General features: G+C 58.9%; 8 protein-coding genes. 1 reads left to right on the top strand and 7 read right to left on the bottom strand.

Annotated elements, in window-relative coordinates; translation table 11 throughout:
• Positions 1-70: 70 nt before the first annotated feature.
• Positions 71-1,660 carry a glycosyltransferase gene (locus tag AC1DZV_RS09585; RefSeq protein WP_476953549.1) on the top strand — a complete coding sequence of 530 codons (1,590 nt, stop codon included), beginning with the start codon at positions 71-73 and terminating at the stop codon, positions 1,658-1,660.
• 286 nt (positions 1,661-1,946) lie between these two features.
• On the opposite strand, the gene AC1DZV_RS09580 is transcribed toward AC1DZV_RS09585, so the two are convergent.
• From AC1DZV_RS09580 to rfbA, 7 genes are all read right to left on the bottom strand, one after another.
• Positions 1,947-3,797 carry a fibronectin type III domain-containing protein gene (locus AC1DZV_RS09580; RefSeq protein ID WP_476953548.1) on the bottom strand — a complete coding sequence of 617 codons (1,851 nt, stop codon included), beginning with the start codon at positions 3,795-3,797 and terminating at the stop codon, positions 1,947-1,949.
• 386 nt (positions 3,798-4,183) lie between these two features.
• Positions 4,184-8,026 carry a CDP-glycerol glycerophosphotransferase family protein gene (locus tag AC1DZV_RS09575; protein ID WP_476953547.1) on the bottom strand — a complete coding sequence of 1,281 codons (3,843 nt, stop codon included), beginning with the start codon at positions 8,024-8,026 and terminating at the stop codon, positions 4,184-4,186.
• Positions 8,027-8,083: 57 nt separating this feature from the next.
• Entirely contained in the window at positions 8,084-8,782 is a 699-nt protein-coding gene (locus tag AC1DZV_RS09570; RefSeq protein WP_476951191.1) for a phosphocholine cytidylyltransferase family protein, read from the bottom strand.
• 268 nt (positions 8,783-9,050) lie between these two features.
• Positions 9,051-10,871: a TIGR03767 family metallophosphoesterase gene (locus tag AC1DZV_RS09565; RefSeq protein WP_476953546.1), complete on the bottom strand. Its 1,821-nt coding sequence runs from the start codon at positions 10,869-10,871 to the stop codon at positions 9,051-9,053.
• Between the two features lie 51 nt (positions 10,872-10,922).
• Positions 10,923-12,068, bottom strand: coding sequence for a non-hydrolyzing UDP-N-acetylglucosamine 2-epimerase (wecB, locus tag AC1DZV_RS09560; protein ID WP_476953545.1), 1,146 nt, complete (start codon positions 12,066-12,068; stop codon positions 10,923-10,925).
• A gap of 53 nt (positions 12,069-12,121) precedes the next feature.
• Positions 12,122-12,358 carry a hypothetical protein gene (locus AC1DZV_RS09555; protein WP_476951194.1) on the bottom strand — a complete coding sequence of 79 codons (237 nt, stop codon included), beginning with the start codon at positions 12,356-12,358 and terminating at the stop codon, positions 12,122-12,124.
• 224 nt (positions 12,359-12,582) lie between these two features.
• Positions 12,583-13,446: a glucose-1-phosphate thymidylyltransferase RfbA gene (gene rfbA, locus AC1DZV_RS09550; protein ID WP_476951227.1), complete on the bottom strand. Its 864-nt coding sequence runs from the start codon at positions 13,444-13,446 to the stop codon at positions 12,583-12,585.
• Positions 13,447-13,482 lie beyond the last annotated feature (36 nt).

Here is a 13,482-nt window from a genome sequence, read left to right as displayed (position 1 = left end):
CGTTGCCTGGCGCGGGAGCGCAGCTGAGCCGATCACTGGAATACCTTCATCGCAGAATAAGATGGCGCTTATGACAAGTTGGAGTGAAGACGTAGGCCCGAGCGAAACCGTGATCGTCCAGGTCCTCGACAGCTTGGGCAGGAATCGTGGAGGCCTGACCAGAGCTGTATTTGACCGCTTCCGTGCAGTCTCCGAGGGAAGGCGCGCGATCCTTGTCACCGTGGCCTTTCAGTCGGACGTTGAAGAGCTCTTCGACGAACTGAAGAGGGACGGGTCGCTTCCTGCGCATGCCGAACTCGTCAGCTTCCATCAGGATCTCCGTCGCCGTACCCGCGAGTCACGCCAAAGAATGGTATTTGAGCATCCAGAGTGGGAGTCGAGCCCAGCATTCCAGTCGGTATCTGAAAACGCGGCCTCTTGGAGCCTTCGACGATATTTCGCTTCGGGTGCGTTCGTTGGTCTGGTCGGCAGAGCGGCTAACGGGGAGCTGCGCCATGTCGATAGACACGACGACGACCGGCCTTGGCTCCGGATCTACCGTGATACGGGCTGGCCGGGCGGAGCCATTGCAAAGCGGGACTATTTTGACGACGAAGGAAATGTCCGCTTTAGGACCTACGTTGGAGTGGACGAATGCGCGTATATTTCAACGTGGGTCAACCCGGGCGGATATGAATACCGAACCGTCGAGCACACGTCCGGGGACCCTGTACTCCACAACGATATGCGCTGGGCCAACAGCGCCTGGCTGGCCGAGAAGCTGGACGAATTCGGGCCGGCGGTTGTCTTCAGCGACGAGCCCCGGACTAGCTTCGCGCTGGCAATCGCCTCTCCGGGCGTCTTTCATGTGGCTTCAATCCATACCACGCACTACAAGAACAATCGAGACAATGCCGACGGCTTGAAGCAATGGATGAAGCACCACGTAGAGTTCATCGACAACGTTGGACTGTTCGTCTTTTTCACTGATACACAGCGGCGCGACTTCATCCAGGACACCGGTTGCCCCTCAGAGCGAACGACGGTTGTCCCGCACGCGGCTCCATTGGATCAGGGGGCCGCTTTGCAGCGCACCCTGAACCGGGTGGAGCAGACCTTCGTTACCGTCGCCCGACTTACTGACGACAAGCAAGTTGACCACGCCATAAGGGCCTTCGCTAAGGTGCATAGCGCATTCCCGGAAGCCAGATACAAGATTTTCGGAATCGGGTCCGCTGAGGCAGCTCTTCGAAAAGTCATCTCCGAGTGCAAGCTTGACGGTATAGTCACCCTCGAAGGCCACACCACTGAGCCCCTCAATCAATTTGCCACAGCTGACTGTTCGGTCCTGACGTCCCGTTATGAGGGATTCGGACTGGTGCTTACGGAGAGTTTCGCCTGCGGCACTCCGGTGATTTCGTACGACGTCGTCTACGGCCCGCGGGATATTGTCCAACATGGTCACAACGGACTGCTGGTCCCGCATGGCGATATCGAAGCACTCGCGAATTCGATGATCGAGTATCTGCAGAATCCTGCGTTGAGGGCGTCCTTGCGCGCGGGGGCGGCCTCCACAGCAAGGCGCTTCGGGCCTGATACCTGGAGACAGGGCTGGATGTCCACCGTGTCAGGCCGTCCTACGGATGATAGAGAACCGCTGGGCCACAGCGGTTCCCTATGACCATGAAGGTATAAAGACGAACGAGCTCCGCAAATAGGATCATCGCCTCGGAGTCCGCCCCGCGGTTCTGCGCTGCCGTTAAACGTGCCTGAGGCCTGCATAACTGTATTGAGGGCCGCCGCATACTGCGGCGCAGTCCCCAAATCGCCGGCAGATCCATTGCGTCATTCCTGGCCATGTCCACATCACTTCGCCCAGGAAGTTTATTGCCGGCAACGCAAAAGCCCGACTGGTATACCCAGCCGGGCTTCTGCGTGATTTGCTGCTACACCCTAAACCTTCAAGGCTAAGGCAGACCGACGGTCGCAAACTGCATGTTGTGATCCGAGGGAATCGTCCCCACATAGTTTCCCAGTGCGTCGATTTTGGCAACGTTTTCGTAGTACGAGACCCTCATTTTTGACGTGAAGATGTAATCGATGTATGAACCGCTGGTTCCGGCCGCGCCCTGTCTGGCTGCTCGTTCAAATCCGTTCCAGCTGTTGACGCGCCGGTTGACAACCATTTCGGCGGTCGCTGCGCCACTTGGGTACCAGCTCTTATAAGTGTTGCCCAAGGGATCGACGAGCCCCGTGCTCGTGACAACGTCGTAGGGGCCGTTGGAAGGGTCCGTCCACTTGTTTGAGTTCATATCGCCGACAAGAACAACCGGCAGGCCGTTAGGGTTTTGGGTCCTAATGGTGTCCGTAACGGTCTGGGCCTGCTGCTTGCGCAGGGTGTTGGACGCAGCGTCCTTTCCGGTCTCCAGATGAGTGTCGGCAAAGAACACGTGCTTTCCTGTGGGAATTTGCACCACCTCAGCCCATGCTACGTAACGCGCGCCGTCACTTCCCGTGGCTCCAGGGAGCTCCTTGGAACCTGACCGGAACGGCTTGACCGTCTTGGAATTATAGAAAATCTTCGTTCCGCCAGATGCGCCTCTGTCGGCGTAGACGCAGTTCGTCGGACGCGTTGAGTCCACACAGTTGTTTCGGTTCGCGTTGATAAGTTTGTAAGCTCCGCCCGCGGCTGTGAGCCGATCTCGGAGATCTTCAAATTGCGTATAACCGCCCGGTCTGGTGTCGCCATCAATCCATGACTGTGACGCCTCCTGAACGCCAAGGACGTCCGGCATTTTGGCGACGATGTTCTGCACTATGCCGCCCCGCCGGTCCGCCCAAGTCTTTTCCTCCGGCATGCCGTCATGACATTTTTCGCAGTGAATGTTGTACGTCGCAACGGACAGGGGATGAGCGATTGCCGGCATCACGGGCACTGCTGCCGTTGTTGCCTTCACAACGGCCGAGTATGACGTGATAGCGGATCCGGTTGCTGAGAGCGCACGGACCTGCGCATAATACGGCGTTGCGGGTGACAAGCCACGAACCTCGCCTGACGGGCCTGAGGTGGTCAGGTAGCCCGGCGAACCCATGTCAGCCCTACTGCTCCATGCCAGCCGATACTGCGGGGCGTTGGCAACGACTCCCCAGGCGAAAGTCAAGGTCGTAGTGCTTTGGACCGTGGACTTCAGTCCTGCCGGGGGAGCGGGCGCGGCCACCAGGGTTTTCGCCGTCACAGCGGCTGAATATGCGGTGAGGTCCGCTCCAGCTGCGTTCAAGGCTTTGATCTTGACGTAGTAGGTCGTTGACGGCTTCAACCCCCCGTAGCCTGCGGTGAGACCTGACGCGACATTTCGATAAAAAGGAGCCCCCATGTCTGACGCGGTTGAATACATGAGCCGGTAACCAACCGCGCCGGAAACAGCGTTCCAACCCATGGTCAAGTAGCTGGAGGTCTGGGAAATCGCTTTGAGGCCGGTCGGGGGGGCTGGCGCGGGCGGGAGGGTTTTGGCCATCACGGCCGCTGAATATGCGGTGAGGTCTGCGCCGGCTGAGTCCAAGGCCTTGATCTTCACGTAGTAGGTGGTTGACGGCGTCAAGCCCCCGTAGCCACCGGTGGTGCCGGACGCGATGTTGCGGTAGAACGGCGCACTCATATCCGACGCGGTCGAATACATGAGCCGATATCCGACCGCGCCGGTCACCGGGTTCCAGGACATGCTCAAGTAAGTGGACGTGGTCTGCGACGTGGTCTTCAGCCCGGTCGGAGGTGCCGTAGCGGCGATGGCACTCGGTGTTCCCATGCCGAAAACAAGCATTAGTGTCAGGAGAATCGCTGCAGCGCCCGATCCCGTGCGTCTTCCTGTGCGCAAACGCGTCAACATCTGAGACCTTCCATAGAAGCGTATTTTTTTGTGCAGGACACCCTTCGCCCCCGCGGCGGATGTTCTGGGCAGGTTGTTGCCGGTCAGCCGCCAGTACCACAGCGGCTCAGACAGTCCCTAATCCTACAACCCGATAATGGGTACGATCGGCAGGATCTTCCCGGTAAATCGGCAGGATTTTCCCGGTAAATCGGCAGGATCTTGCTTTTAATGGGTACCATCGGCAGGAGTTTCCGATTGGTCGGATGTGTTTGTTCCTCGGCTATGGTGTGGGGACCATGATGGTCCAGCGATGGCCATCAGCTATCGAATGCGAGGCACTACGAAGATGAGAGAGCGGAACGGGCGCTACCGGGAATAGCGGCGTTGTCGGATTCGCCGGGGAGCGCAGACTGCACGAACTGGGCGTGCGCCATCTGCTGATATTTCGAAATATTGAAGACTCGCCTGGGTACACGGCCCTCAACGTACTGTTGCAGGCCTTTGTGGACGCCCTCCACTGAATTCTCAACAAGTAGTCCGTATCCGTCTTGAAGAACGTACCTCGCCCCGATGATGTCCGTGGACACTATGGGCTTCTTGAGCGTGAGGGCTTCCAGGAGCACCATGGGCTGACCCTCATGGTTTGAGGACAGCACGAAGCAATCCGCGCGGGCAAGAGCCGGGAAAGGGTTGTTTCGCAGGCCAGCCAACAAGACGTTCGCTGAAAGATCAAGATCAGCTATCAGCATTTCGAGAGATTGCCTGAGTGGTCCATCCCCAAGGACCACCAGGCGACCGGTCGGGTCCGTCTTCCGGAATTCATGAAAAGCGCGGATTAACTTCTCATGATCTTTTTCCGGCGACATTCGTCCCATGGTGATGAAGGTTCTGAAGTCGGGTGAGAACCAATCAAGCAAGTCTTGGTCCAAATCCTCGTCGGCCAACTCGAGTGTCTTGGTCGGGTTAATTTGGTTCACAGCATGCACGAATTTATGGTCAGGCAGAGCCAAAAATGAACCCAGGTGGTCGCGGTTTTCTTCGCTTATGACCTCAGAGACGGAGACGAGGGCATCAAAGGAGGGGTAAATGCGGAAAATCGATTCAAGGTGCGGGAAGCGCCCCAGCCATTCGCTTCTCATATCATTGTGCAAAAATGCAATCCGCCGCGAAGGTTTGGGAGCCGAGCTCATAAGCGCAGTCCAGAATGTGGAATATCCCTCAAATTCAATTACGGAATCAAATTTGTGCGGTCCAAATATTCTCGTGAATTCCCGAGCAAACGTTCGTCGATAAATTTTCATCTGCGAATCATTCGCCAAAGTGCGGTGTTTATTTAGACGGTCCACAACCCATTTCTCCTCGGGCGTAAAAAGCTGACGCCCGACCCTTCCTATGACCCTTACATGGGGAGGGACTTTTTCGAATTGTTCAACTCTCTCCGGATGCGCTGCAGTGTCGTCTACCGGTACCACCACCGTAACGTCGTATTCCTCAGGGTCGATGTAGTTCAGAAGGTTGAGCAGGGACGACGTGATTCCGTTTGGAATAAAACTGTGATGGAAAAGGAGTGACTTTTTCGCCGGGGCGTAACTCGTCAACATATGCGTATCATCGCCGAAGAAGAAGAAGTCCACAACGCGTGCGGATGCCCTTCCGTCTTCTTGCGGGCAATACTCCTCGACCAGGTCCGCGTGGAGGTTAGTTTGATCATCATTGGCTAACTGCTCAGCAACGATCTTGACAAGTTCGTCGATGGTGTTCGCTGTGGGGATGCCTATTGAGCTCGGATCTATGTACAGGCCCCGTTCGTTCTGATACTCATCGAGGTCGTAGGTGTACAACGCCACGGGTTTCCCGGTGGGCAGGAAGTCAAAAACAATGCTCGAATAGTCAGTGATCAGTAGGTCTACGGCCGCGAGGAGTTCATTCGTCTCGATGCTATCGGGAACTATAGTTGCGCTCAGGTCTGCTCCGGCCAGAAGCTCCTGTGTCCTGTGGTGCGCCCGAAAAACTACGTTGCAATCCAGGTTTGCGAGCGTTGTGAGATCGGAGGTCAGCCGCTCCATATCGAAATGTGTCGTGCTCAAACCTCCGCGCCATGTGGGGGCGTAAAGGACCACCGGCCGCATATCGGATGCGGGGATTCCGAGCGCCCGCCGCAAGCCGATGCGCGCTGGCACCGAGGCGTTGAGTGTTCGGTCGACTCGCGGGTAGCCGGTAACCGCAACGCGCCCGGACATTATGGTGTCCACATCGTAGCGCCGCGTCAGGACGTCAGCGGTAAATTGATTCGCGGCTATGAGGTGGGTGGCGTGCAGGAAGTTGCGGGCCACGTTCTTGTGCTCTAGAAAGCCAGTTCCGATGTCTTTGCCGAGGGTTTTCAAAGGCGTGCCGTGCCAGGTGTTCAGGTATTGCTGTCCGGGCCGTGCGGCGAAGTAAGCCGGGAACGTGACGTTGTTAATCAGGTATTTTGCTGTGGCAAGGTGGCGCCTGTATCCGGCAGTGTTGCGCCTGACTATGGCCACGTTTGGGTGCGTGTTTACGCTGTGCGGGATAAAGGTATTGTCATTGGCGACCCACACGTGGAGGTAGCCATCAAATTCCCGGCGTCGTATTAGTTCTTCGAAGATCGCCAAGGGGTTGCAGCTGATGGACTCGCCGTGGAAGCTCTCGTAAAGAACAACGTTTTCCCTTAGCGGCAGACTTTCCCGCCAGGATGTGTAGTACATGACGTCGAGAAGGGCTTTGTCTTTGCGGTAGCCCGTTGTGTCCACCCCATGGGCGTGATCGAACACTCTGCCCATACGGAAGCTTGCCGCCGCCGACTTGAACTCGTGAGTGAGCGTCAGGGACTGGCCCAGCCGGTAAAACCAGCCCGAACGGATTTCGTTGCTGCGATCTATGGCTGCTTGATACGCATCCGCCGCCTGGCTATAGAGACCCAGAGAGAACGCTTTGTCGGCCACTTCCATGCTCGCTTGCGGCGCCGGATTTCTTAGAGCAGCTTGGAGTGCGTCGTCAACGTATTTTTCAGCGTAGTCTGACGCTGTTGATGCAGCACCGTTTGAAGCCGCGATGCTGTCAACGGGCGCAGGCCCACCCAGCCAATGAGCCGCGCAAGCCTCTTCATACCGTTCCAAGCGTTCGAGCACGAACCCGCGCCGGTAGGCCCAGTAGGCGGACGGTTTCGAACTTGACGCGAGGCCAAATGCATACGCGTCCGCAGCATCAGCCCAACGCTCCAGGCGTTCATACACGAAGCCACGCCGAAAGTGCCACGAAGTCTCGTTGGGACTCATGGCCGTTGCCCGACGGTACATTTCCGCCGACGCCTCCCATTCGTAACACCTTTCGAGCGCGTGTGCCGCCCGGTATGCAAGCGTCGCATTGTGGGGCTGACTGCTAAGTTCGCGGGTATATGCAAGGGAGGCCTCAGTCCAGGCTCCGAGCTGCTGGTAAAAAACGCCCACACCGAACGAGGCTGCATTGAGCTTCTCGTCCATTGCCGCTGCCTTGGCAAACGGAGCGTTCGCCGCCTCGGGATTCCCTCCGCGTTGTCTGCAGGATCCCTCCTTGAAGTGAATCTCCGCCGCACTCGGGTCCAGACGGTTGGCCGCGGCATAGGCTTCGGCTGCTTGCTCGTACCGGTTCATGGCCTCGCGCGCCTCGCCGAGCCGAATGTGCCATGCTGCGCTTGCGCCGTGCAGTTCGAGTCCGGCCTCCAGCGCTTGGATCTCCAGCCAGCGGTGACCGGAACGTTTATGTTCGGCTGCGAGAGCCGAGTGATCAACTGCCGTACTGTCCGGTAGGGGGACCGCCGGGTTGCCGTTGGCTTCCTCAGTTCGTTCGGGTGCTCCCGACTTGGGCGGTGCCAGATCCGGGCTGGATTTCACGTCGACGACAGTTACCCCCGGGTTGCTCCGCAGAAGCGTGAGGCGTTCCCGCCAGTCGTCGTTGGCTGGCTCCATGGAGACGGCCTCTGCGAGGAGCGCGTGGGCCTCTTGCAGGGCGCCGAGCTGCAGCTGGGCAACGCTGTAGTGGAAGACGACAGCACTGTCTCCACCGTGCCCGTTGTGATACAGGTCGCGGTATCCTTCGAGCGCGGCCGGCCAATCGTCGTTGATCTCAAACTGGCGGGCGGCAGCAAACGCAGCCGCGGTGTGGGGGTTGTTGCCCGCCACACGGCTCAGGTCGGTCTCGCGGCACCTTCGATGCGAAGGGTGGTTAGATCAACGGGTTCAGATGCTGGCGTTTGCCCGGACCAAGTCGTCCGGGAAGTCAACCTCAACGGCGTAGAACTCGCTGATGTCCACCGGGGTCCACTTGACGTCGTCCTGCTTGATGGTCAGTTCAATGGCGCCCTCGAAGTAGTCCTGGTCGTCGACTTCGATAAGCCGCTTCAGGAACTTCTTCTTGTCCTTCGAGCTGACGTAGTTAATTCCAACAGCCTCGCCCTGGGCAACGTTGGCTGGCACTGTCTTGGAGAGCTCCAAAATGTTGCCGTCTGCGTCGGTGATGTACTTGACTTCTTCATCGGAAACCGAAGACACATCAACGGTAATGAAAGACTCATCGCGCTTGATGTAGGGCGCCAGCATCTGAAGTATGTCGGGGTCAAACACGACGTCGCCGTTCATCCACAGAACGCCGCCCTTGGCCGAATTCCGGATTGCCTTCAGGAGGCTCTTGGAAGTGTTGGTCTGGTCAAAGTTCTCGTTGTACACAAACGACGCGTTCGGCACGTGTTCGAGGATCATTTCGAGCTTGAAGCCGACAGCAATAGTGAGGCGGAGCCCCTTGCCGAATGCTTTCTGCAGGTTGTGGACCTGCTGGTGCATGATGGTGCGTCCGTCACTAAGCTCTGTCATGGGCTTCGGGTGTGGGCGCGCCAGCCGCGTACCCATTCCGGCTGCAAGGATTACGGCCTGAACTTTCATGTGTCTTTTCCTCTTCTAGAGCGATCCGGGTGGCGGGAGCGGCGAGCCATTGCATCGCTAGAGATCGCCCCGGAACCGTATGCACGGGCCAGAGGGCGCTTCCCCCGCGTCCAAGCATAAGGGTTCAGTCACGGGACGCCCAATGACGCTCGTTACCGAATGTTGGCGGTGCGTTAACTTTCAGTTGGTGCCCGCGTCGGCCGGGTCGGCAACGCGGGCTTTGAAGTCCGCATCCCGGTCGGCTGGCCGGCGGGTGCGGGTGCCGGCGCTAAAAAGGTTTCCGCAATATCAACTCGACGTTTTGGTCGATGTCCTGTCCCAGCATTCTCTCGCGGTCAAGTCCTGGGCGGTTGCCGGAGAGTTCGAGGCTCAGCGCCGCCAGGGACGGGGCAGTCTGGGTTCCTTCATGCGTGACCGACTCTGGTGCTGAATGGTCGATCAACGTGCCCGCGATCGACAGTGTCCCGTCGCCGTTGTCCAAGAGTTCAATGATCCTTGATTGTTGCGGATAGTCGATGAGGGACGCGGTCGTGATTTCCCAGAATCCGCCGGTTTCGTATTGCGACTTGTGAGGGGTAATCCTGTGCCTATGTATATGGCCGTTCATCCAGGCGACCACGTTGGGAAAACGGGAGATGAGCTCTACGACAGCGGAACGGTTCAACGGCTGCGGTCCGCTGGTGGAGGAGCGCTCATCCTTCTCAAAGGAGGACAACGGATGATGGCTGAACAAGATTACAAGGCGATCTTTGGCATCAGACTTGGTGAGTTTGCCCTTTGCACTGTAGAACTTCTGGGATACATGCCGAAGTTGATCTTCCAGCCACTCCGCCTGGGGCGCGTCCAGCTCGGCTTTGATGCTGCCATTGGGTCTCGCGGTGTTCAGCATGATACCCATAACATCTGGTGAGATCTCGAATGTGTAGTAAGGCGCCTCACTGGAGCTTCGGCCAGGGGCGGACCGGGTCTGGGCGGCATCCGCCGGCAAGGCATCAAAAAACTCCGCCTTGCTGAACGGACGGCGAAGCGTGGACGCGCGCACCGGCCGGGAAGGCATCGACTTTATGAGGTTCCTGCGTTCGCTGTCACTTGCGCCGTCGACTATTTTCCAGAAGTCCGAGGTGTCCATGCCATGAGGCAGCCGGATCGGAAGCCGGCTGCTGACTCGGACAGTGTCGACGAATTCGTCCTTTGGCGACAGGAACGACCGTCCTGATTCATCGTGATTGCCGAAGCCGATGTGCCATGGGACATTTGCCCCTTCCGCTGCTACCGGCTTGACTGCAGCTGCGAGGAGCCCGGGAACCGTGGGGTAACCATGAAGCGTTTTCCAGTCGTCCGGGGGTATCAATGAAGTTTCGGGTTCGGGATGCCAGATGCTCTTGGACAGCTGCAAGGGGGCCGGGCCATCGTCCTGGACTCCCTGGTAGCCGCCGCCCGGGTGCGAGGAAACCTCAAGGCCTTTGAACACACCGATCGCTGCCGCCAGTTCACTGACCGCATAAGCGTTGGTAAGGTCGCCTGTAGCCACCAGACAGTCCAGGGGTCGTTCACAAATGGGGCCGCGTCGGACGGCGTTAAGTTTCCGAATTGTGGCGTCCAATACGTGGACGGTAAAAAGATCTTGTGGCCGAAATCTCGTTGAACTGGGAAATTCATCCGAGAAGTCATAGTACTGCCAAAGAAACGTCAGCCGACCCGGATTGGCTGCGTCGAGCACATGGGTGTCGGTCAAATGGCCGAAAGTCGCCAGAGCTGTGCGTTGGGTGTTCGAGGTGCTGTTCCGGGTCGATAACTCTTCCCGTACGACTGTCTGAATAGCCGGCCCGCGTGCGAGCCGCCGGTACGGCAGACGCTGCTGGCGCAGGGGTCCGAAAGTGACTGAGGCGTCCAAAGTTGTCAGCGTTGAATCTAGGTCAAGCTGCGCCGGCCTGGCGCCCGGGGCGTCAGGCACCAACAAGCCCGTGGACTCGGACAGTCCCAGAACAGTGGCCCCTATCGCGGCACTTGTTGCCCAGCGAATTGCGTCACGTCGTGATAATTGCATCTTGCCCTGCTCTGCGCTGCTCAAAATGAGGTCTTCACTCAACTTAGGGCTGGCTTTGGACCGGACCAGATCGTCAGTGAATTCTACCAGCGCCTATGCGCCGTCGAATTCGCGAATCCGGGTCCCTACGCCTACCAGTTCTTCGATCGCTGCGACCGTGCGCGCGGCGGCCTTACCGTCCCCGTACGGATTAACGGCGTTTGCCATTGCAGCAAAGTGCGCGGAATCGTGCAGCAGGCGGTTCACTTCGGCAACAATCCGCTCTTCGTCGGTGCCGATCAGCAGCACCGTCCCCGCGACTACCGCCTCGGGCCGCTCGGTGTTATCCCGCATCACCAGGACGGGCTTGCCCAGGCTAGGGGCTTCCTCCTGGACTCCGCCCGAATCCGTCAACACCACGTGGGCAGCGGACAGCAGGCGGGTGAACTCGCCATAGGCCAGCGGTTCAGTGACCAGCACGTTGGGTTTGCCGTCCAGCGACGGCAGCACGGCCTCGCGAACCACCGGGTTCTTGTGGGCGGGCAGGACAATCACGAGATCCGGCTCGGCGTCGGCGATCCGGGCCAACGCCCGTCCCACGCTGCGCATGGATTCGCCCTGGTTTTCGCGACGGTGCGTGGTAACCAGCAGGATTCGGCGGCCGCTGGTTGCCAGCTCTTCCAGTCTGGGGTCCGTGAAGGGGAGCCGCTTGTCCACCGTGGCCAGAAGGGCGTCAATCACCGTGTTGCCGGTCACGACGATGTCCTCCGGGCTGACGCCTTCCCTCAGCAGGTTTTCCCTGCTGGTGGAGGTGGGAGCCAAATGCAGCCGCACGATCTGGCTGGTGATCTTGCGGTTGGCTTCTTCCGGAAAGGGCGAGAGCAGGTCTCCGCTGCGCAGCCCGGCCTCGACGTGCACCACGGGGATGCCGTGGTAGAACGCTGCGATGGCGGCGGCCGTGGACGTCGTGGTGTCGCCCTGGACAACGACGGCGTCCGGCCTCGACTCGGCAAAGAGTGTCTCCAGGCCGTCGATGGTGCGCGTCATAATGGCGGACAGGGACTGCCCCTGCTGCAGGATGTTGAGGTCATGGTCCGGAACAATGCCGAACAGTTCGTTGACCTGGTCCAGCATCTCGCGGTGCTGCCCTGTGACCGTCACGATGCAGCGGAAGTGTGGGGCCTCGTGCAGAGCACTGACGATCGGGGCCATCTTGATGGCCTCCGGTCTGGTCCCGAAGATTGGCATGATGGTGTGCATGGACTGTCCCCCAGAAGAGTTGGTTGAGGTGGGTAAAAGCTGGCAGGGCCGCGTCAACCCAGCAGCAGCAAGGCGATGATGAGGGCCGGGACGCTGACTACGACGAATACGACGGCAAGCAGAGCCGTCAGACGCTTGCGGCGGTAAGCCATTTCCTCGTCGTCGTGGTCCAGGTCGGCGGCCCGCTTGGCCGGGGCTGGCCGATCGCTTTCTTGCTCCTGCGTCTTCGGTTCACGCGGTGCGCGGGCGGCTGGCAGCGGTAGTGGCTCGGCGTCTGGGACCAAGAGCATATCGGGAATGTCGCCGTGCAGGCGGCGCCGGCGCAAGTGCCGCGGGGCTGCAACTAGCGGGGGACTTTGCTCGGCGTCATCCTTCAACGTCAGTCCTCCTCGCTCGTAAAGTCGCCGGCTTGGTCGACGACGTCTACCGGGCCAGTCTCAATTCTTACATCCCCGCGTGCTGAATCTGCATTCGGGTCGGCCGGAACCTGTGCTCCACTCATGAACCATGCGGGCTACGACTCGAGCAGGCCCAATAAGTAGGAACCGTAGCCGCTCTTCAAGAGGGGCTCGGCCCTGGCCCGCAGTTCGTCATCAGAGAGGAAGCCCAAGCGCCACGAGATTTCCTCCGGTGCACCGATGATCAACCCTTGGCGTTTCTGGACCGTGCGGACAAAATTTGATGCGTCGTTGAGATCGTCGAACGTCCCTGTGTCCAGCCAGGCTGTGCCGCGAGGGAGGATCTCGACGTGAAGCTTATCCAAGGCCAGATACGCCTTATTCACATCCGTGATTTCGAGTTCGCCGCGGGGAGAGGGTTTCAGTTCGCGGGCAATGCCGACGACGTCATTGTCGTAAAAGTAAAGGCCGGGGACCGCGTAGTTGCTCTTTGGCGTCGGGGGCTTCTCTTCCAGCGTCAGCACGCGGCCGGAACCGTCGAACTCAACGACGCCGTAAGCCCCCGGATTCTGCACCCAATAACCAAAAACTGAGCCTCCGTCAACGTCTGTGTATTGCCCGAGTTGGGTTCCCATTCCGGGGCCATAGAAGATGTTGTCACCGAGGACAAGGGCCACCGAATCGTTGCCGACATGTTCCTGGCCCAGGATGAAGGCCTGGGCGAGCCCGTCCGGGGACGGCTGGACTTTGTAGGTGATGGAAACCCCAAACTGCGAGCCGTCCCCCAGCAGACGGCGGAACGGGTCGGTATCCTGCGGGGCCGTGATAATCAAGATGTCCCTGATTCCGGCCAGGATGAGGGTGGACAGCGGATAGTAGATCATCGGTTTGTCATAAACCGGGACCAGTTGTTTGCTGATGCCAAACGTAATGGGATGCAGCCGTGAACCGGTTCCCCCGGCAAGAATGATTCCGCGCATGGGCACATCCTTTATGTTTATCCAAGCAACCGCAAC

The organism is Arthrobacter sp. P1_D12, from assembly GCF_056406175.1.
The sequence above is the reverse complement of the archived record's forward strand: the minus strand, read 5'-3'. Positions and strand labels throughout refer to the sequence as shown.

Coding starts and splice junctions, on each gene's coding strand:
- AC1DZV_RS09585 (WP_476953549.1), top strand. CDS start 71: ATGACAAGTTGGAGTGAAGACGTAGGCCCGAGCGAAACCGTGATCGTC.
- AC1DZV_RS09580 (WP_476953548.1), bottom strand. CDS start 3,797: ATGCTTGTTTTCGGCATGGGAACACCGAGTGCCATCGCCGCTACGGCA.
- AC1DZV_RS09570 (WP_476951191.1), bottom strand. CDS start 8,782: ATGAAAGTTCAGGCCGTAATCCTTGCAGCCGGAATGGGTACGCGGCTG.
- wecB (WP_476953545.1), bottom strand. CDS start 12,068: ATGCACACCATCATGCCAATCTTCGGGACCAGACCGGAGGCCATCAAG.
- AC1DZV_RS09555 (WP_476951194.1), bottom strand. CDS start 12,358: ATGCTCTTGGTCCCAGACGCCGAGCCACTACCGCTGCCAGCCGCCCGC.
- rfbA (WP_476951227.1), bottom strand. CDS start 13,446: ATGCGCGGAATCATTCTTGCCGGGGGAACCGGTTCACGGCTGCATCCC.